This is a genomic window from Bartonella birtlesii IBS 325, from assembly GCF_000273375.1.
In the GTDB taxonomy this organism is placed as follows: domain Bacteria; phylum Pseudomonadota; class Alphaproteobacteria; order Rhizobiales; family Rhizobiaceae; genus Bartonella; species Bartonella birtlesii.
The window spans coordinates 1,510,261-1,529,556 of the sequence record NZ_CM001557.1 but is presented as its reverse complement, the minus strand read 5'-3'; the positions used below and the strand labels follow the sequence as shown (position 1 = coordinate 1,529,556).

The window sequence follows — 19,296 nt, the reverse complement described above, 5'->3', positions numbered from 1 at the left end:
ATCAACAGAAGCCAAGGGGATTGCCGAGCGAGCAAAGAGTGCAGCGGATCAATCAAAACAAGCTTTAGATACAACAAAGCAAGAGTTAGATGGAATTAAGAAGTCCCTAACAACAGCAACAACGACTTCGAATTCTGCGAAGAGTACAGCAACGGTTGCTCTTACAACAGCTTCACAGGCCAAAACACTAGCGATAGAATCTAAAAGTAAAGCGGAAAATGCAAAGAGTTTAGCAGAAGAAGCAAAACAAGCTGCTTTAACAGCACAACGCAGCAGTGGTACTTCTGGTCCGAGTAATTTCCTTAAAGGTTTAAATTTGAGTGTGCTCTCGGCTTCCACGCCATTTCTTGTAGCGACAGGAAAGAAACAACTTACTTTGAAAAAAGGAACACATATTTCTTTGAATAAAAGGGATGATCCGTATGTCGTTAGTTACATGAACGATACACCTATCCCAATGAGTCAAACTCTTTCAGGGGGCAATGATTATTACATTTATTTAGTGACTTCGAATGAGAATATTGCGCAATTTGTTGTGTCGTTAAACGCGACTTATCCTACAGGTTATACAGCGACGAATTCTCGTAAGATAGGAGGATTTCATACGCTGTGTGCGGATGTTGGAACGATAGCAGATCATCCTTTATCGGGTTATCAAGCAGGGGATATTTTACCCAATTCTGTATGGTGTTTAAATCATCGTCCATATAGTTCACCAGAAGGTATGGTTTATGTCCCCTGCAAAGATATTTGGGTTGATATTTATCTTCAGTCAGGTACGGGCGAAAATACGCGCTCTGCATATAATGTTCCTGTCACAACGAACCGTCCCTATACAGATCACGTTACAGATATGATGCGTGTAAAGAAGTCTTTACTAAGCGATGAGGAATTTTGCTCAGCCATGTATGGAAGCAATGATAAGACAGCTATCAAAGGAAAGCAGGCGCCATCGCCTAAGACTGCAGGAGGTCATGTTGATACGTCAAATCGCCGTATGATTTCTCATATAGGCTGTGAAGAGGGTTGTGGTTATCTGTTTCAATATTTATCCGGCGGTTTTCCTATGCATACAGCGACAAGAATAGCGGGAAGGGATCAAATTCAAACACAGATGAGTGTATTGGTCGCAGGTGGGAGTTGGTCTAATGATGGATCTAGTGGATGTTTTACACGATTATCAAGGAATATGAATAGTTTCAGTGAGCAACTAGGTGCACGTGGTTGTAGCCGTCCACGTTGTTTTATTTAGTGATGAGCAAGATGATAGATTATCCAGAGCATTTAAATACGAAGGAAGATTATCTCAACATGCTTTCCTTTGATAAGGCTGAAACGGTAAGAAGGCTAGAGATGCTTTTATCAACGCGTTTTTATTGGTTTTTTCTCAAAGAGCTTAGCGAGAGAGAAGATGGGATTGAAGATGACACGCATAAGGTTTGTCTAACAACAGCCATGCCGTTTGATTCAAATGGTGATTTTGTAGAAAAGCGTTGTCAGTATGAATTACAGGAAAGTGAAAATGCGCCGATATTTAAGCTTGGCTTTCGTGTTGAGGAAGTTGAGCAGCTGATCAAAGAGCATAGCTAATAGAGATCATAAGAACACATTTTTATCCAGCCTCACTTTTGTGGGGCTTTTTTTATGGAGCGTCAGATGAGAAAGATATCGCAAGAAGGTTTGGAGCTTATCAAACAGTGGGAAGGATTGCGTTTGGAGGCTTATAGAGATACGGCGTGTATCTGGACGATAGGTTATGGACACACCAGCAATGCTGGTCAACCGGTTGTCAAAAAAGGCATGCGTATTACGCAAAAGCAAGCGGAAGAAATCCTTTGTGAGGACTTAAAACGATTTGAGAAAGCAGTCGAGGAATCGGTGACGGTTTCGTTAACGGATTGCCAATTCGCGGCATTGGTGTCGTTTTGTTATAATGTAGGTACGAGAGCCTTTTGCAAGTCAACCTTGTTGAAGAAGCTTAATCAAGGCGATTATGAAGCAGTTCCTGTTGAATTACAGAAATGGAATAAGGTAGGTGGAAAACCTCTTCAAGGGCTTTCGAATCGTAGAGCTGCGGAAGCGGGTTTATGGGCAAAAGGGTCTTATGTTTCTTCGAATTATCAAAGGGTAGAAACGAAAGAATCGACAGGTCTTTTAAAGATAGAAGCACTAGCTCCGATTATAGGGTCTTGTTCTGGTTTTGGAGGATTATTGGTAGGTAATGGACCGATCCAATGGGCATTAGCAGGGCTTATGGTTCTAGCAGCATGTACAGGGATTGTGATTGTGGCCAAACGGTTTAAGGAGCAGCGTTTGTGATTTTTTGGTTCAAAAGAAATCTTTCTGTTTTGTTAGCGGCTTTGGCCGTTTTTTTTATGGCTTTAGCCAAAGCGTTTCATTTTGGAAAAAAAAGCGAACGGCAAAAGCAAACAGAGAATGCTTTAAAAACGGTAACAACCCGTCTTGAGGTGGAAAATGAAGTTAATCGAAAAAGTGATACTAGTGTGCGTACTGAACTTTCTCGTTGGGTGCGCGGCAAATAGGTCTGTTTCTTGTGTTGGCTGGTTGCCCATTTATCTGGATAATCAGGATGTTGCGGTCATCAGTTCCAATCTTGCAAGAGATATTTTGAAACATAACAAGCAAGGAGCACATGTATGTGGTTGGAAAGATGGTCAAGAAACGAAGCGACAAAGATAAAGATCTTACAGAAACAGAACAACGGCTCCTTCACGAAATGATAGAGACCTATCAAGGTTTGAAGATGATGTCACGCATCATGAAATGGATAGCTTTCATAATCTTTATGTTTGTAATGGATTTTTCCCGTTTTGTGGATGCCGTAGAAAATAGCTTCTCACACCTCAAAAAGTGGATAACTAAAAGTTAAATATCAAACCTCTCCTTTAAAAATATGATGACACAAGAATTTACACAAACATTGTTTGCGTGGATGGGCGGTAAACATCATCTACGTAAGAAAATTATACCGATTTTAAATAATATTGACCATAAAACTTATGTTGAACCGTTTTTAGGCTCTGGTGTTATTTTTCTAAATAAAAGATCAGCAAAATATTCTGTGATTAATGATTTGAATGGAGAGATCACGAATCTGTTTCAATGTGTTCAAAATGACTTTGATGATTTAGCCAGACGATTGGAGTGGTTTGTTTGTTCGAGACAGTTGTTTTTTGAACTTGCATCTATTGATCCAGAGAGCCTTACCAAAGTTGAAAGAGCTGCACGCTTTTTGTTTCTCCAACGTTGCGTTCTTTTTGGAACAAAAGATTACGTCTCTTTTGGATTTGGAAGAAAAAGACCTACAGTATTTAATCCCGACAAGCTTTTAGCAAGGATGCGGCGTGTAAGGCAAAAACTTCTTGATACGACGATCTTAAATTTATCGTGGGAGCGGGTTGTCGAACTTTTTGATGCGCCCGATAGTTTATTTTATCTAGATCCACCTTATCTTGTAAAGAAGAAGTGTTACAGCTCTGGGAATTTTGTTGAAGATGATTTTGTGAGTATGGCAAAAGTTCTCAAAGGCATCCAAGGCAAATTTGTCTTGAGTCTGAATGATTGTGATGCAGTTCGAGAGATCTTTAGGGATTTTGATTTTTTAGAAGTAGAGACCATTTGGACCTCTGGTTTTGCTAAAAAACCTTCTCGAAAAGAACTCTTGATTCGCAATAATTGAGGAAAATCATAAAAAGATTTGTTAGAATCAGAAGAAAATATTTCTTCTCTAATAGGACTTTTTATATGGTTACACCCTTTGGTAAAATTTTACGGAAACTTCGCATTGATCACTCCGAACGCCTTTTAGATATGGCTAAGAAATTAGACATATCTGTAGCATTTTTGTCTTCTGTAGAGATTGGTAAAAGCTCTGTTCCTGTAGGACTGGAGGAAAAGGTAATTGAACTCTATGCTTTAGATCAAGAGAAGGCTTTACTCCTAAGAAAAGCAGCTTATGCTTGTCGCAAAAGTTTTACAATCAAGACTTCTGATCCGTTGAGACGTGAAGCTGTTGGTGAGTTTGTTAGAAATTTAGAGAATTTTTCACAACAAAACTTAGCAGAATTAAAAAACTTTCTTGAGAAAGTTTGTAAAAAAAGAGGCGTCCTATAGAGATAGGTTGAAAAATCCTATTCCCTTACTTTTATTTACGCGTCCCTCACTGTAAAAAACATACGAAAAATCAACAAGTTATATGGGATAAAAAATGAAATGGCTCCCCGGGCCGGATTCGAACCAGCGACCAACCGGTTAACAGCCGGTTGCTCTACCGCTGAGCTACCGGGGAACACGGTGCCCAATTACCTAACTGCAGAGGCTATAGCAAAGCAATACTGATTTGCAAAGGATAAAATTACTTTTTTTGAAAAAAATATCATAAATTGTAGAATAAGAGAAAAAAAGAATGGAGAAGATTTCTCTATCTTGACGGATGCGTTGCCTTCCCTTATTGACACTGTGTGTATTTGATGAGGCCTTGTGGCGGAATGGTTACGCAGAGGACTGCAAATCCTTGTATCCCGGTTCGATTCCGGGCGAGGCCTCCAGCTGATTTTCAATAGCCGGTTTTAAACAGAACGGCTTGTAGAGATAAGATGCAAAAATAAAAGGCTTTCCTTCACGGTAAAGCGCTTTATCATGAAAAGTGGTGCGGGTAGAATCTAATTGTTGACTATAGTGTGCTTTTTTGTAACACCCACAGTTAAGATATTTTAAATTCTCATTATCGTCGTTTTGTTATAGTTCTATGTGAGTGGGAGAAAATAGTTGTGATGGTTGCAGATTTTGCAGAGCTTCGTCGCAAAATGGTTGACAATCAAATTCGTACAGTAGATGTAACGGATTTATCAGTGCTTGAAGCATTTTCAACGGTACCACGTGAAGATTTTGTATCAGAAGATATGAAAGCTTTAAGTTATATTGATACTGATATTTTTTTATGTTCAGCACAAAATGGATTACCTCCCTGTTATTTGATGAGGCCTGCTTCTTTGGCAAAATTGCTACAGCTTGCTGCTGTTAAATCATCGGATATTGTTTTAGATGTGGGTGCAAATGGTGGCTATTGTGCAGCATTGCTTTCAAGGCTTGCAGGAGCTGTGGTTGCACTAGAAAGCCATAAAGCACTCTCAGAGCAAGCTACTGAAACTTTAAAGCGTCTTCAGTGTGACAATGTGGTGGTGATTCATGGAGCTTTGGAGAAGGGATATGCTGTTGGGGGGGCATATGATCTGATTTTTATTGAGGGAGCTGTTGATTTTGTTCCAGAGAGTCTCTTTGATCAAATGAAAGATGGTGGACGTCTTGTTGTGGTTGAAGGATGTGGTAATTCTGGTGTTGCACGAATCTATATAAAAGAGGATGGAATTATTGCAGCTCGTCGTGCTTTTAATCTTGCTGTAAAACCTCTTTCTCATTTTTTAAAAACGCCTGATTTCATATTTTAGTGTTTGTTTTGTTTGTCAATAAAAGATAATTTTAATAGATATGGGGTTTGTGTTGTGTTCAAAATAAACAAAAAATTTCAGGCGTGTGTGTTGCTGATTTTCAGTGTTTTGCTCTCTGAGCCAGTTTGTGCTGAAACACTGATGGATGCTTTTTCCAAAGCTTATATGTACAATGCTAAGTTGAATAGTGAACGTGCTGCTGTCCGTATGTCAAGTGATGATGTAGTTGTTGCACGTTCTGGTTTTTTTCCACAAATCGAAGGGTTTGGGAGTTATGGGCGGAGTAAGACCATGGTGGGGCCTTATACGACTTCTGGATCTTTAGGGATAAGGTTAAATCAAAGATTATTTGACGGTTTTGTCACGCAAAATATATTTTCTTCAGCACAGGTTAAGCTGCAGGCACAACGTGAATATCTTCGTAATGTTGAACAAAATACGTTTCTCGATACTGTAACGGCTTATGCGAATGTCTATCAAGCACGTCGTATTGCTGATCTTCGTAGAGAAAATTTAGCTACTCTTGAAGAACAAGTTCGTTCGAATAAAGCAAAGTTTGATGTGGGAGAGGGAGGACGTGTTGATCTTTCACAAGCACAAGCTGCGCGTTCTGTAGCTGTTTCAGAGCTTAGTCTTGCACGTGCTGAGGTGAAATCAGCAGAGGCAGTTTATCGACAAGTTATAGGTTCTGATCCGGAAAAATTAATACGTCCTCCCATGGCAAACGATTTGCCGATTAATCTTGATGCTGCTTATCAAATGAGTATTGCAATGCATCCTGCAATTCTTTATGCTAAACATTTGGTTGATGCTAGTTTTTACAATGTAAAGGCAAAAGAAGGATCATTGCTTCCTAAAATTGATCTTTCTGCAAGCGCATCTTATAATCGGATTTACAGCGGTGCTGGGGAGGATGGAGTTTCTAAATCAATAGCAGTATCACTTAGTGTTCCAATTTTTGAAGGAGGGCGAACTTCTGCTCAGATTCGTCAATCCAAAGAACGACTTGGCCAAGCGCATCTTCAGCTTGATTTGGCTTATAGTAATATAAGACAGGCACTGACTTCTGCGTGGTTTCAGTTAGAGGGTGCACGTGCATCTGTGATCGCTTATCGCGAGAGTGTGCGTGCTGCTGAAATTGCTCTTAAAGGGCGTATTCAAGAAAATCGTGTGGGGCAGGCGACAACTTTAGATGTTTTAAATTCTCAAACTCAGTTAATTAATGCTCAAATTGCACTTGCAACAGCAGAACGTAATGCTATCGTTGCCAGTTATAGTGTACGATCTTCCATTGGTAAATTAACTGCAGATTATTTGGGGTTAAAAATAATTCAATATATTCGATAATGCATAGAAAGAACTTCATAATCTGTAATAAATTTGATGTTTTAAAGATTAGTCAAACCAGAGTTTTGTTGTATGAAAAAAAGAGTGGCTTATGAGTCCAAGAAAATTGTGTGTAGTGCCCTCTTTATGAGGATTGCATTTGAAAATATAAAGAAGAGACATGTTGATCTTATAATTCTTTTGCTTACACTATAAAGAAAGTATGATTCTGTTTGTTGTTGCGTCTTTGAAAGGTTTTAAAGTATGGTACAGAGTTCAAGCGTATTACGTGAGCCGAGTATGGATGAAATTTTGACATCTATTCGTGAAATAATCGAAGAGAATACGGTTCAACCTGATCACTTTTTAAATGACAGTGTTGCAATGAATGCTCCTACGGATCGTGTAGCAGTGGCATCGGAAGCTGCTTATGATACAACTTTATCGGTTGATGATGCAATGAAGGCCTTGGCTGATCGTATCGGCCTTTCTTCTGAAAACCAAAATTTTTCTTTAGCGCAAGAGAAAGAAAATATAGAAACGGAAAATAATACGATTGGCCTGGATATGCAAAAGGTAAAGCTTTCTTCTGAAGAGCAGCGCTCTGTTCATAAAACAAACGGATATAGTGATGAGGCAAATGTCTCGCAATTAGGGAATATAACGTCTGGCCATGTGGAATTATCTGAGTATTGTGTTTCTTCTGCTGAGAAGATAGCAAAAGATGTTTTGCGTCCTGCTATAGCGGAATGGTTACAGAGTAAATTGCCTGTTTTACTTGAAAATATTTTACGTGAAGAAATTGTTAAGGCAATTAAGAAGTCGTCTTAGCTGTTCATTTTCTTGTTATTTTTGTTATTTTCATTTTATTTTATGAGAACTCTTGTAGTTTTGCAGGTGCTATATAAGTCGGTGAAGCTTGTAGATGATATGGTCACGCTCTAGATCATATATTGCATTTTTCAGCGGCGTTATGGGTGAGTAGAATGTTAGAAAAAAACTATGATGCTGCTTCTATAGAGCAACGGGTTGCAAAGAAGTGGGAAGCTCGTGGTGCTTTTGCAGCCGGAGTGGGTTCAAAAAGTAATGCGGAGCCTTTTTGCGTGATGCTTCCACCTCCCAATGTCACAGGCTCACTTCATATGGGGCATGCACTGAATACGACAATTCAGGATATTGTAGTTAGATTCCAGCGGATGCGTGGCAAAAACGTATTATGGCAACCTGGTATGGATCATGCAGGGATTGCTACGCAAATGGTTGTCGAGCGTCAACTTGCCGAGCGTCAAGAGCCTACGCGTCAAGAAATGGGTAGAGAAAAATTTGTTGAGCGTATTTGGGAATGGCGTCACAAAACTGGAGGAGTTATTGCTAATCAGCTGCGTCGTCTTGGTGTTTCATGTGATTGGTCGCGTGAGCGGTTCACAATGGATGAAGGTTTGTCTCAAGCTGTTTGTGAAGTTTTTTTTACGCTTTATAAACAAGGGTTAATATATAGAGATAAACGCCTTGTTAATTGGGATCCTAAATTGTTAACGGCTATTTCGGATCTTGAAGTTGAACAAAGAGAAGTCAAAGGCCATTTGTGGCATTTTAGATATCCGCTTGAAGGTAAAGTTTTTGACCCAAATGATGCGACAACTTTTATAACGGTGGCGACAACGCGTCCAGAAACAATGCTTGGTGATACGGGGATTGCAGTTAATCCTGAAGATGGTCGTTATAAAAATCTTATAGGTCGATATGCTCTTTTGCCACTTGTTGGTCGTAGGTTATTGATTGTTGGTGATGCTTATGCAGATCCGGAAGCAGGCAGTGGTGCTGTTAAAATTACACCAGCACATGATTTTAATGATTTTGAAGTAGGACAACGTCACAATTTGCGTTTAATTAACATTTTTACCAAAAAAGCGGAAATTTTTCTCCGCGGGAATGAAGCATTTTTTGATGGTTTGATTTTATCGGATGAATTAGATCAGTTAGTGGAAAATTTAGATCAATCGGATCGTTTTATTGCACGCAATCGGATTGTTGCTTTGATGAAAGAGAGAGAATATCTAGCAACTATTGATGATCATCCACATACGGTTCCTCATGGAGATCGTAGTGGGGTACCTATTGAGCCGTTTTTGACAGATCAATGGTATGTTCATGCTGCTGAATTAGCAAAGCCAGCGATAGAGGCTGTTTATCAAGGGAAAACGCAATTTGTTCCCGATAGTTGGAAGAAAACCTATTTCAATTGGATGCAAAATATTCAACCTTGGTGTATTTCGCGTCAATTATGGTGGGGGCACCAGATCCCAGCTTGGTATGGTCCTGATGGTACGGTTTTTGTGGAAAAAACTGAAGAAGAAGCCTTAGCTTCGGCTCTTTCTCATTACGGTGAAGTAGTAAAATTGACTCGTGATCAAGATGTTTTAGATACATGGTTTTCATCCGCTCTTTGGCCTTTTTCAACATTAGGGTGGCCAAATAAAACAACTGAATTAGCGACATTTTATCCAACATCTCTATCGGTAACGGGATTTGATATTATCTTTTTCTGGGTTGCGCGTATGATGATGATGGGATTGCACTTTATGGGTGAGGTTCCTTTCCCAACAGTTTATGTGCACGCTCTCGTTCGAGATCAGAAGGGGGCAAAGATGTCAAAATCGAAGGGGAATATTATTGATCCCTTGGAGCTTATTGATCAATATAGCGCAGATGCACTTCGTTTTACTTTGGCTATTATGGCAGCGCAGGGACGTGATGTTAAACTTGATCCTTCCCGTATTGCAGGTTATCGCAATTTTGCTACGAAATTGTGGAATGCCACCCGATTTGCACAGATGAATGGTGTTCAGCATGATCCAACCTTTAGACCGGAGAAAGCAAAACTTGCGCTTAATCGTTGGATTTTAACAGAGTTATCTAAAACTATTTCTCTAGTGACTGCTGGTATTGAAAATTATAAGTTTAATGAATCTGCTAGCGCACTTTATCGCTTTATTTGGAATACACTCTGTGATTGGTATCTGGAACTTCTCAAACCAGTGTTTCAAGGTTCCAATGAAGATGCTAAAAGTGAGGCTCAGGCATGTACTGCTTGGGTTTTGGATGAGGTTTATAAGCTTCTTCATCCTTTTATGCCTCATATGACGGAAGAGTTATGGTCTCTTACGGAAACACCAGCTATGAAGCGTAAAGATATGTTAGCGTTAATGGCATGGCCAGAGGAAATATTTGTAGATGAAGAAGCAGCTGCTGATATTAATTGGCTTATTGATGTTGTCAGTGAGATTCGGTCTGTGCGTTTTGAAATGAATATTCCAGCTGCTACACTAGCACCGCTTATTATTGTAGAGGGCGGAAAATTAACGCAAAGGCGTGTGCAACGTTATGAAGCTTTGCTTAAAAAATTAGCACGTATTGAAACAATTGATTTTGCTGATAAAGTTCCAGCTATCTCAGCACAAATGATTTTGGGAGAGGCGGTTTTTTGTTTACCATTGGGACAATTGATTGATTTGCAAGCTGAACGTGCTCGTTTAATAAAAGATATTCACAAAATTGAGCAGGATATCGAAAAAATATCAACTAAACTGGACAATCCTAAATTTATAGCGAATGCAAGACCGGAAATTGTTGAGGCCGAGCATAATAGAGTTATAGAATTGCGTGCTGCACAAAAGAAAATATCTATTGCTTTAGAGCGATTGACGTAATTTCGATTTCTATTCTGTCTCTTTTGTAAATAATTATTCATTAAGAATTTTTTTTCAGTATCATTCCTTCAGTATTTTAATGTCAATTTTTGGTGTTATTTGTGAATGCTATCGATAAAATGTCTGTGAATTTTTCTTTCATTTTTATGTTTATGACATTATGAGTTCATAATTATTTTACTGTGCTCAAATATTATCATTTAGGATAGTAATATAAGGTTGTATTCTATATGAGATATGGAGATAAGTATTCAGAGTAGGGTTTGTCTGTAGGATCTTATGAAATGATCAGTTAAATTTATCGGATGTTTGGAGTATTTTTCCTTTTCTACTTCAATTATCATTTCAAAATGCTCTTTTTTCTTACAGAAAATTTTTTTGGTAACTGTTATAATAAAACTGAGATTAGGGAGGAGGTTTTGGATAATAAATGGGCTTTAATGAAAAAACTGCCAATCTTGGTTCAGAAGATGAAAGTTGTACTTCTGATGTATTGGTTAAACTTGTCCATTATATAAAAATCTATTCCTCAATCACTTGTAAAATCTTATTCTTTTTATGCTGCTCATTTTTGTACGGTGCGGTGAATTATGTTCCCTTAGAGAACGGTACTATGTAGGAAAAACATTGTAAATGCAGAAGAGAAAGAAAAATTTTGTACAAAATTAGTATGATGATTTCAGCTTTGAGCAAAAGGAAATTCATCTTGCTCAAGCAATGTTTGGAAATATAATGATTCAGGAAGAGAAAATAATTTGCGTTACAGTCATATTAATTGTAGCGCTATAAAAGCGAAGGTAAAAGATTAAGATTGGATTATTTCTAAAGAGTACGCTTTTGTCATTTGTAATGAATTTTTATAAGATTTACAGTAATATCTCTACTTCTTGATATTATAAAATAATAATAATTTTTAGATATTCTTCTGGAATGTTTAAAAAGAAAAACTCCAATTCTTATCCAAATGCTATAAAGATAGCTCTTGCTTGTAATGTCGTGATTAATAGTTAAGGATTTTAGATAGAAAATCCTGCGCACGTGGTGTTCTAGATTGCGGATTAGAAAAGAACTCTTGAGATGAACAGTCTTCAAGGATTTTTCCTTGATCCATGAAAATAACACGTTTAGAAACTTTTTGTGCAAAACCCATTTCATGGGTTACACAAATCATCGTCATACCTTCTTCTGCTAAGCTGATCATGACATCTAATACTTCACCTACCATTTCAGGATCTAGAGCAGATGTTGGCTCATCAAAGAGCATAACGAGTGGATCCATAGTTAAGGCGCGAGCAATAGCAACACGTTGTTGCTGTCCTCCAGAAAGTTGTCCCGGATATTTATTTTTATGTTCGATGAGTCCAACGCGCTCAAGATATAATAAACCGCGCTCGAGTGCTTCTTTTTTGCTGCGCTTTAAGACTTTAATTTGTGCAATTGTTAAATTTTCTGAGACAGATAAATGTGGGAAAAGCTCGAAGTGCTGAAATACCATTCCTACATGGCTGCGCAATTTAGGCAGATTCGTTTTCTTTGAATGAACCGGTGTCCCATTAATCCAGATTTCACCTTTTTGAAAAGGGACAAGAGCATTAATTGTTTTAATCAGTGTTGATTTTCCTGAACCTGATGGTCCACAAACCACAACAACTTCTCCTTTGTTAATATTGGTTGTACAATCTTTAAGAACGTTAATTTCACCATACCAATTAGAAACATTTTTTATTTCGATCATATGTGTAGACATTTTTTTCCTATTAGCGAATAATGGATATTTTTTTCTGTAGATACAAGACTATCTGCGATAGTGTAAAACAAATCGCAAAATAGAAAATAGCTGCTAACACATAAGCTTCTTGCTTCACACCAAAGTTGTTAGCAACAATATCAAAACCGTTCAAGAGGCTATTGCCACTAATTGCATAAACAAGTGTTGTATCTTGAAAGAGAATAATGACTTGTGTTAAAAAAACTGGTAGCATGTCTCTAAAGGCCTGTGGGAGAATGACAATGTACATATTTTGCCAGTATGTCATTCCAAGAGCCTGTCCTGCATGCTTTTGTCCTTGTGAGATAGAATTGATCCCAGCACGCATAATTTCAGCAAAATAAGCGGTCTCAAATGCAGTAAAGGTAATGAGTGCTGATTTATTTGCACCGATTGATGTTCCAGTTAGGAAAGGTAAAAGCACAAAAAACCACAAAATAACCATAACAAGTGGTATTGAACGCATGGCAGTTATATAAATGATTGCAAGCCAAGAGAGTAGTTTTATAGAAGAAAGCCGCATCATTGCTAGAAGCGTACCGAAAATAAGTCCTAAGATCGTCGCAACAATGGTCAGAAAAATGCTAAAGAGTAAGCCTGAAAGAATATAAGAATAGAATATATCAAAAGTAAAAAATGAAAAATCAAAGTCTGAAAAATTGAAAGAAAAGTATCGTCCAAACTGAGAGTTTATGAAATTTGTCATATTCAATGTTCCTTCGTTTGAAAATTAGGAACTTTGAGCATTTGCTCAATTACTGTCATGATGACAAATATCGATAAAGCTATAAGAATATAAAGAATCGTGACGATAAGATAGTTTTCATAAACATGGCTGACTTCTTCGATTGTTTGGTATTGGAATTGCATCAGTTCGTTTATTGAAACGGCGAATGCTATAGATGAATTCTTCACAATGCCCATAGCTTCTGAAGTCAGTGGCGGCATGATTGTACGCATAGCGCGTGGTAATATGATGTAACGGTAAGCCTGATAGGTAGTAAATCCTATTGCCATAGCTGCGTAGCGTTGTCCAGAAGGAATCGCCTCAATGCCTGAGCGAACTTGTTCTGCGATTCGAGCGGATGTAAAGAATCCTAAGGCGCATGTTATTAAGAGAATAGGCGAGAAATTCATCGCTGGTGGATAAATCTTAGGTACGACAAAATACCATAAAAATACTTGCACAAGCAAAGGAATATTACGCATTATTTCCACCCAGATGCCTCCAATAATTCGCAACAAGCAACGGGTTATAGAAGTGTTTGGAAGCGTGCGTATTGTTCCTATAATGATGCCTAAAAATACCGCTAAGATCAGTGAAGAGATGGATAATATAATTGTATTTTTTAAGCCATCAAGCAGCGTGTCTAAATAGGTATGATTCATACCAGGAGTTCCAAGGCATCCAGCCACGAATGTTTGGTTAAGATCATCTGTACAAAGGAAAGAAAAGTCCATTAATTGATATTTCCTCAATTTAGTCATTTGCGAGACATAATAATAAACTCGCCATGTTTACATATACTGAATTTATTAAAAAGCGAACTAAAACATAATCATACTCAATTTTCAAAGAGTGTGGTTATTCCTTTTTTAATTCTACAAATCATTTTTTGTATAGTCTTCGCGAGGCTTATTGTTTGGATGTTCCCAAGCATATTTTGTTGCTTCAGATAAGGGAAGGTTGATAATCGTATTTGCAGGCGGAATCGGTTTCATAAACCATTTATCATAAAGTTTTTCAAGTGATTCGTCTTTGATTTGACGCACGATGCTATCATTAATTGCTTGTTCGAAGTTTTTATCATTTAATCTGAGCATGCAGGCGATAGGTTCAACTGAAAGTACAGTATCTAGGATGACATAATCGGATGGATTTTTTGATTTAGCAATATGTCCCGCAAGAATTGAAGCATCCATAACAAATGCATCTGCACGACCAGATTCTAATAATAAAAAACTATCTCCGTGATCTTTTCCCTTCACAACATTAAAGTGAATATTTTTTGCACGTTTATTTTTACGGATAAGCTGAACAGACGTTGCACCAGTGGTAGTCGCGACTATTTTTCCATTTAAATCGGTAAGAGATTTAATTTTAGAATTTTTCTTTACGGCAATTCGAATTTCTTCAACATAAGTGGTATAAGCAAATGCAGCTTCTTTACCACGGGCAACATCATTTGTTGTTGAGCCACATTCAAAATCATAAGTACTATTCTTTAAAAGGGGAATTCTATTTTGTGATGTGATGGGGAGATAATGAATTTTGATTGGTTTACCAATTTTTCTTGAAATATCATCAATAATACGCTCTGCCATTTCTGTGTGGAAACCTACATATTTGTCATTACTAAGAGCATAGGCTAGACCTGATGATTGACGGACACCCAGTGTGATCTCTCCTGTTTTTTTATTTTTTCAAGGGTATCATTTTCAGCATGTGCAACATTTGTGAGTCCAATGGCGATTGCTGCAATAAACATTAACAGTAATTTTCTCATTTATGTCCTCCATTCATTTACAATTCTTAGTAATTGATTTTATTGTTTAAATTATATTGTCATGCACGGTGTAGCACATTTATTATTGTAGGTGAGGTATTTTTTATATTTTAATAAAATTTAAGTATTTTTACTCTCTGTAATCGAAATTAAAGTGAGCCCAAACAGGCGTATGATCCGATGGTTTTTGATATCCTCTTACTTCTTTTTGGCTATAAGCGCAAATAAGTTGATCAACAGCTTCTGCTGATAAGAGTAAGTGATCAATACGAATCCCGTTATTTTTTTGCCATGCACCAGCTTGAAAATCCCAGAAGCTGAATGAGGGAGCATCTGTAACATTACGAATAGCGTCATAAAAACCTAAATAAAGAATGCGCTGCAATGCTTGTCTTGTTTGGGGAAGAAATAAGGCATCATGATTCCACTCTTGAGGATTCTTTGCATCCAGTGGGGTAAGGATAACATTATAATCACCAGCTAAGACAAGAGGTTCTTCGTAGGCAAGCAATGATTTTGCATGGGTATATAATCTTTTCATCCATTCTATTTTATAAGAATATTTTTCGCTTTTTATAGGATTTCCATTTGGCAGATAGAGGGATGCAACACGAAGAACACCTTTATTTATTGAATAAACAGCTTCAATATAACGTGTTTGTTCATCATTGTCATTGCCAGGTAATCGTCGAATAACTTCATCAGGTGTTTTTTTAGAGAGAATCGCAACACCATTAAAACTTTTTTGTCCGTGTGTTTCTATGTGATAACCTAATCCTTCAATTGCACCACGTGGAAAATTTTCATCAGTACTTTTCACTTCTTGTAAACAGACTATATCGGGTTGGTTTTGTTGTAGCCATTGATATAATGTCTCATGTCGTGCTTTTATTCCAGCAATATTCCACGTTACTATTTTCATAGTGCTCATCTTAAATACTACCTGTGCAATTGGTCAAAGTATTTCGCTTAACTGTTTTAATCTATACCATACCATAATAGTTTCTATCCTTTAATTTATAAAGAGCGAGGATTTCATCTACCAAGAACTTCTGTAAAAGCCAAATTTGAAGCCTTAAAATTTATTTATTTTCATTTTTAAAAACTTTCTGATGTTTAGTTCTTGACGAATGCATATGTTCTCGCTATTAGGAATTGCCATAGATGATGTGAAAGTGATAGCGGTTTTGGATGTTTGTCTAAAAGGTCATTTAAGCAGATTTTAAAAGTTAAAAGCAAATACTAGTGCAAAAGGCTGTTGCCTTCTCTGCGTATAATCGGGTAAGCTGTTTTCAGCAGTCGTGCCCGATTTCTTCTGTAGGTTTTAAGTGTTTGCTCCGATTTTATCGGAAAAGGTCAAAGTAGAAGAAGCCCAAATGGGTGAAACGAACGTAGATTGAAAAAAAGAGGAAGGTTGCATGCCTACCGTAAACCAGTTGATTCGTAAGCCACGTGTTGTGCCAGTTAAGCGCAATAAGGTTCCTGCTCTTCAGTCAAATCCGCAAAAGCGTGGTGTTTGTACGCGTGTTTATACAACAACACCGAAGAAGCCGAATTCTGCACTTCGGAAAGTTGCTAAAATCCGTTTGACAAATGGATTTGAAGTGATTGGTTATATTCCTGGGGAGGGGCATAATCTTCAGGAACACTCTGTTGTTATGATTCGAGGTGGTCGTGTGAAGGATTTACCAGGGGTTCGTTATCACATTATTCGTGGTTTGCTTGATACGCAGGGTGTCAAGAATCGTAAACAGCGTCGTTCAAAGTATGGCGCGAAGCGTCCAAAATAATATTGAGAGACAAAGCCAATGTCCCGTCGCCATAGAGCAGAAAAACGTGAAATTAATCCAGATCCTAAGTTTGGTGATTTGGTTGTTACGAAATTTATGAATGCCATTATGTTTGATGGTAAAAAGTCGGTTGCTGAGCGCATTGTTTATGGTGCGCTTGATGTCGTGAAAAAGAAGGTAAAAACAGATCCTGTGATTCTGTTCCATCAAGCATTAGAAAATGTTGCTCCTCATATTGAGGTTCGTTCGCGTCGTGTTGGTGGTGCTACTTATCAGGTTCCGATTGATGTTCGTCCTGATCGTCGTCAGGCACTTGCTATTCGTTGGTTGATTTCAGCAGCGCGTGGACGGAATGAGACAACGATGATTGATCGTCTTTCTGGTGAGTTGATGGACGCTGCTAATAATCGTGGTTCTGCAGTAAAGAAGCGTGAGGATGTTCATCGTATGGCTGAGGCTAACCGCGCATTCTCGCATTATCGCTGGTAGAGGTATTTAAAACTTAAGGCAAGTAAAATGGCTCGCGAATATAAAATTGAAGATTATCGTAATTTTGGTATTATGGCGCATATTGACGCTGGTAAAACCACTATGACTGAGCGTATTTTGTTTTATACGGGTAAGAATCATAAAATTGGTGAAACCCATGATGGTGCTTCTACAATGGATTGGATGGAGCAAGAACAGGAGCGTGGTATTACGATTACATCTGCTGCAACAACGACTTTTTGGGAAGGGTGTGATGGTCGCAAGCGGCGCTTTAATATTATTGATACGCCGGGGCACGTTGATTTTACCATTGAGGTCGAGCGTTCTTTACGTGTTCTTGATGGGGCGATAGCGTTATTGGATGCCAATGCTGGTGTGGAACCTCAAACGGAAACCGTTTGGCGACAGGCTGAAAAATACCGTGTGCCGCGCATGGTTTTTGTTAATAAAATGGATAAGATAGGTGCTGATTTCTATCGTAGTGTGGAAATGGTTGATTCGCGATTGGGAGCTAAGGCGCTTGTTTTGCAGTTGCCAATTGGTGCTGAAAATGATTTTGAAGGTGTTGTTGATCTTGTTGAGATGAAGGCATTAAAGTGGGATGGTTCTATTGGTGCTGCAGCGGTGGTAAGTGAAATTCCTTTTGATTTAAAAGAGAAGGCGGAAGAGTATCGCGAAAAACTCATTGAGATGGCAGTTGAAGTTGATGAAGCTGCAACAGAAGCTTATTTAGAAGGTGTTATGCCAACCAATGAGCAGCTCATTGCTTTGATTCGTAAGGGAACAATAGAGGTGCAGTTTCATCCGGTTCTTTGTGGCACGGCTTTTAAGAATAAGGGTGTTCAGCCACTTTTAGATGCTGTTGTTGCTTATCTTCCTTCTCCGGTTGATATTCCGGCGATTAAGGGTGTTGATGTGAAGACTGAGGCTGAAGCAGTCCGTGAGTCTTCAGATGATGCTCCCCTTTCTATGCTTGCTTTCAAGATTATGAATGACCCCTTCGTTGGATCTTTGACTTTTTGTCGTGTTTATTCTGGTAAGGTCCAGAAAGGTGTTTCTCTCGAAAATACTGTTAAGAGGAAGAAAGAGCGTTTGGGGCGTATGTTGCAAATGCATTCAAATTCTCGTGAAGATATTGAAGAGGCGTTTGCTGGTGATATTGTTGCTCTTGCAGGGCTTAAGGAGACGACAACAGGTGATACTCTTTGTGATCCTTTGAAGCCAATTATTTTGGAACGGATGGATTTTCCTGATCCCGTTATCGAAATTGCGATTGAACCAAAGACAAAAGCAGATCAGGAGAAGATGGGTATTGCGCTCAATCGTTTGGCTGCTGAGGATCCTTCATTTCGAGTGAAGTCTGATGAGGAATCTGGGCAAACCATTATAGCTGGAATGGGAGAGCTTCATCTTGATATTATTGTTGATCGTATGAGACGTGAATTTAAGGTTGAGGCAAACATTGGCCAACCTCAGGTTGCTTATCGTGAATCTATTACCAAGACGGCAGAAATTGATTATACACATAAGAAGCAATCTGGTGGTGCGGGACAATTTGCGCGTGTAAAGATTATTTTTGAGCCTCATGATGGTGATGATTTTATTTTTGAGTCGAAAGTTGTTGGTGGTGCTGTTCCTAAAGAATATATTCCTGGTGTTCAGAAGGGAATTGAGAGCGTTATGGGTTCAGGACCTCTTGCAGGTTTTCCTATGCTTGGTGTAAAAGCTACTCTTATCGATGGTGGTTATCACGACGTTGATTCTTCTGTTTTAGCTTTTGAAATTGCTGCTCGTGCGGCTTTTCGTGACGGAGCAAAGAAGGCTGGTGCGCAACTTCTTGAGCCAATCATGAAGGTTGAGGTCGTGACTCCAGAAGATTATGTTGGCGATGTCATTGGTGATCTAAATTCTCGTCGTGGTCAGATTTCAGGAACTGAGGCGCGTGGTATTGCTACAGTCGTGAATGCAATGGTCCCTTTGGCGAATATGTTTGGTTATGTGAATACTCTTCGTTCAATGAGTCAGGGACGTGCACAGTATACAATGCAGTTTGATCATTATGAGCCTGTTCCTTCGGCTGTGGCTTTGGAGATTCAGAAGAAATACGCGTGATTTTAATAAGTCATTAATTTTAACTTAGTCCTTAATTTGGATGGAAAATGGAGAGCTCAAATGGCAAAGAGCAAATTTGAACGTACGAAGCCGCATGTTAATATAGGTACTATTGGTCATGTTGAT

Annotated in this window: 18 protein-coding genes, 2 tRNA genes and 2 pseudogenes; 16 read left to right on the top strand and 6 right to left on the bottom strand. The window is 38.5% G+C overall.

Going from position 1 to position 19,296, the window contains the following annotated elements:
• From QWU_RS07350 to QWU_RS07320, 7 genes are all read left to right on the top strand, one after another.
• Positions 1-1,252, top strand: a 1,252-nt coding sequence (locus tag QWU_RS07350; protein WP_483413613.1) for a phage major tropism determinant, incomplete at its 5' end; no start/stop codon positions are given.
• An 11-nt stretch (positions 1,253-1,263) separates the two neighbouring features.
• Positions 1,264-1,590: a hypothetical protein gene (locus QWU_RS07345; RefSeq protein ID WP_026017329.1), complete on the top strand. Its 327-nt coding sequence runs from the start codon at positions 1,264-1,266 to the stop codon at positions 1,588-1,590.
• Positions 1,591-1,656: 66 nt separating this feature from the next.
• Positions 1,657-2,319: a lysozyme gene (locus tag QWU_RS07340; protein ID WP_006589480.1), complete on the top strand. Its 663-nt coding sequence runs from the start codon at positions 1,657-1,659 to the stop codon at positions 2,317-2,319.
• Entirely contained in the window at positions 2,316-2,543 is a 228-nt protein-coding gene (locus QWU_RS07335; RefSeq protein WP_017196491.1) for a hypothetical protein, read from the top strand. Before QWU_RS07340 ends, QWU_RS07335 begins: the two co-directional genes overlap by 4 nt.
• Positions 2,544-2,659: 116 nt before the next feature.
• Positions 2,660-2,890, top strand: a complete 231-nt coding sequence (locus tag QWU_RS07330; protein ID WP_026017328.1) for a hypothetical protein — start codon at positions 2,660-2,662, stop codon at positions 2,888-2,890.
• 24 nt (positions 2,891-2,914) lie between these two features.
• Positions 2,915-3,700 carry a DNA adenine methylase gene (locus QWU_RS07325; RefSeq protein WP_006589483.1) on the top strand — a complete coding sequence of 262 codons (786 nt, stop codon included), beginning with the start codon at positions 2,915-2,917 and terminating at the stop codon, positions 3,698-3,700.
• A gap of 65 nt (positions 3,701-3,765) precedes the next feature.
• Positions 3,766-4,134: a helix-turn-helix domain-containing protein gene (locus tag QWU_RS07320; protein ID WP_017196489.1), complete on the top strand. Its 369-nt coding sequence runs from the start codon at positions 3,766-3,768 to the stop codon at positions 4,132-4,134.
• 100 nt (positions 4,135-4,234) lie between these two features.
• On the opposite strand, the gene QWU_RS07315 is transcribed toward QWU_RS07320, so the two are convergent.
• Positions 4,235-4,309 (bottom strand) — tRNA-Asn (locus QWU_RS07315).
• Positions 4,310-4,494: 185 nt separating this feature from the next.
• On the opposite strand from QWU_RS07315, the gene QWU_RS07310 reads away from it, so the two are divergent.
• The 5 genes from QWU_RS07310 (at position 4,495) to QWU_RS07290 (ending at position 10,504) form a co-directional block, all read left to right on the top strand.
• Positions 4,495-4,568, top strand: a tRNA-Cys gene (locus tag QWU_RS07310).
• 225 nt (positions 4,569-4,793) lie between these two features.
• On the top strand, positions 4,794-5,468 hold the full coding sequence (locus QWU_RS07305; protein WP_017196488.1) for a protein-L-isoaspartate O-methyltransferase family protein: 675 nt from the start codon (positions 4,794-4,796) through the stop codon (positions 5,466-5,468).
• Positions 5,469-5,522: 54 nt separating this feature from the next.
• Positions 5,523-6,815 (top strand): TolC family outer membrane protein, encoded by a 1,293-nt coding sequence (locus QWU_RS07300; RefSeq protein WP_017196487.1) that lies wholly within the window; start codon positions 5,523-5,525, stop codon positions 6,813-6,815.
• Positions 6,816-7,058: 243 nt separating this feature from the next.
• Positions 7,059-7,625 carry a DUF2497 domain-containing protein gene (locus tag QWU_RS07295; protein WP_006589487.1) on the top strand — a complete coding sequence of 189 codons (567 nt, stop codon included), beginning with the start codon at positions 7,059-7,061 and terminating at the stop codon, positions 7,623-7,625.
• A gap of 155 nt (positions 7,626-7,780) precedes the next feature.
• The gene (locus tag QWU_RS07290; RefSeq protein ID WP_006589488.1) at positions 7,781-10,504 is read left to right on the top strand and encodes a valine--tRNA ligase; all 2,724 of its coding nucleotides are present in this window, start codon (positions 7,781-7,783) and stop codon (positions 10,502-10,504) included.
• 1,000 nt (positions 10,505-11,504) lie between these two features.
• On the opposite strand, the gene QWU_RS07280 is transcribed toward QWU_RS07290, so the two are convergent.
• The 5 genes and pseudogenes from QWU_RS07280 to xth form a co-directional block, all read right to left on the bottom strand.
• On the bottom strand, positions 11,505-12,251 hold the full coding sequence (locus QWU_RS07280) for an amino acid ABC transporter ATP-binding protein (protein ID WP_006589490.1): 747 nt from the start codon (positions 12,249-12,251) through the stop codon (positions 11,505-11,507).
• A 10-nt stretch (positions 12,252-12,261) separates the two neighbouring features.
• Positions 12,262-12,978 (bottom strand): amino acid ABC transporter permease, encoded by a 717-nt coding sequence (locus tag QWU_RS07275; protein WP_006589491.1) that lies wholly within the window; start codon positions 12,976-12,978, stop codon positions 12,262-12,264.
• A gap of 2 nt (positions 12,979-12,980) precedes the next feature.
• On the bottom strand, positions 12,981-13,733 hold the full coding sequence (locus tag QWU_RS07270; RefSeq protein ID WP_006589492.1) for an amino acid ABC transporter permease: 753 nt from the start codon (positions 13,731-13,733) through the stop codon (positions 12,981-12,983).
• Between the two features lie 141 nt (positions 13,734-13,874).
• Positions 13,875-14,779 (bottom strand): annotated as a pseudogene (locus QWU_RS09375) (transporter substrate-binding domain-containing protein).
• Positions 14,780-14,909: 130 nt separating this feature from the next.
• Positions 14,910-15,701 carry an exodeoxyribonuclease III gene (gene xth / locus QWU_RS07260; protein WP_017196484.1) on the bottom strand — a complete coding sequence of 264 codons (792 nt, stop codon included), beginning with the start codon at positions 15,699-15,701 and terminating at the stop codon, positions 14,910-14,912.
• 496 nt (positions 15,702-16,197) lie between these two features.
• Here xth and rpsL point away from each other — a divergent pair, with 496 nt between their 5' ends.
• The 4 genes and pseudogenes from rpsL to QWU_RS10580 form a co-directional block, all read left to right on the top strand.
• The gene (gene rpsL / locus QWU_RS07255; protein WP_006589495.1) at positions 16,198-16,569 is read left to right on the top strand and encodes a 30S ribosomal protein S12; all 372 of its coding nucleotides are present in this window, start codon (positions 16,198-16,200) and stop codon (positions 16,567-16,569) included.
• Positions 16,570-16,587: 18 nt separating this feature from the next.
• The gene (gene rpsG / locus QWU_RS07250) at positions 16,588-17,058 is read left to right on the top strand and encodes a 30S ribosomal protein S7 (protein WP_006589496.1); all 471 of its coding nucleotides are present in this window, start codon (positions 16,588-16,590) and stop codon (positions 17,056-17,058) included.
• 27 nt (positions 17,059-17,085) lie between these two features.
• Entirely contained in the window at positions 17,086-19,170 is a 2,085-nt protein-coding gene (fusA, locus tag QWU_RS07245) for an elongation factor G (protein WP_006589497.1), read from the top strand.
• A gap of 60 nt (positions 19,171-19,230) precedes the next feature.
• A pseudogene (locus tag QWU_RS10580) lies at positions 19,231-19,296 on the top strand (GTP-binding protein); the annotation flags it as partial.

Bases quoted from the DNA above. Each gene is read 5' to 3' on its own strand.
- QWU_RS07340 (WP_006589480.1), top strand. From the start codon at position 1,657: ATGAGAAAGATATCGCAAGAAGGTTTGGAGCTTATCAAACAGTGGGAA.
- QWU_RS07280 (WP_006589490.1), bottom strand. From the start codon at position 12,251: ATGTCTACACATATGATCGAAATAAAAAATGTTTCTAATTGGTATGGT.
- rpsG (WP_006589496.1), top strand. From the start codon at position 16,588: ATGTCCCGTCGCCATAGAGCAGAAAAACGTGAAATTAATCCAGATCCT.
- QWU_RS07345 (WP_026017329.1), top strand. From the start codon at position 1,264: ATGATAGATTATCCAGAGCATTTAAATACGAAGGAAGATTATCTCAAC.
- QWU_RS07295 (WP_006589487.1), top strand. From the start codon at position 7,059: ATGGTACAGAGTTCAAGCGTATTACGTGAGCCGAGTATGGATGAAATT.
- rpsL (WP_006589495.1), top strand. From the start codon at position 16,198: ATGCCTACCGTAAACCAGTTGATTCGTAAGCCACGTGTTGTGCCAGTT.
- QWU_RS07275 (WP_006589491.1), bottom strand. From the start codon at position 12,978: ATGACAAATTTCATAAACTCTCAGTTTGGACGATACTTTTCTTTCAAT.
- fusA (WP_006589497.1), top strand. From the start codon at position 17,086: ATGGCTCGCGAATATAAAATTGAAGATTATCGTAATTTTGGTATTATG.
- QWU_RS07290 (WP_006589488.1), top strand. From the start codon at position 7,781: ATGTTAGAAAAAAACTATGATGCTGCTTCTATAGAGCAACGGGTTGCA.
- xth (WP_017196484.1), bottom strand. From the start codon at position 15,701: ATGAAAATAGTAACGTGGAATATTGCTGGAATAAAAGCACGACATGAG.
- QWU_RS07320 (WP_017196489.1), top strand. From the start codon at position 3,766: ATGGTTACACCCTTTGGTAAAATTTTACGGAAACTTCGCATTGATCAC.
- QWU_RS07305 (WP_017196488.1), top strand. From the start codon at position 4,794: ATGGTTGCAGATTTTGCAGAGCTTCGTCGCAAAATGGTTGACAATCAA.
- QWU_RS07325 (WP_006589483.1), top strand. From the start codon at position 2,915: ATGATGACACAAGAATTTACACAAACATTGTTTGCGTGGATGGGCGGT.
- QWU_RS07270 (WP_006589492.1), bottom strand. From the start codon at position 13,733: ATGGACTTTTCTTTCCTTTGTACAGATGATCTTAACCAAACATTCGTG.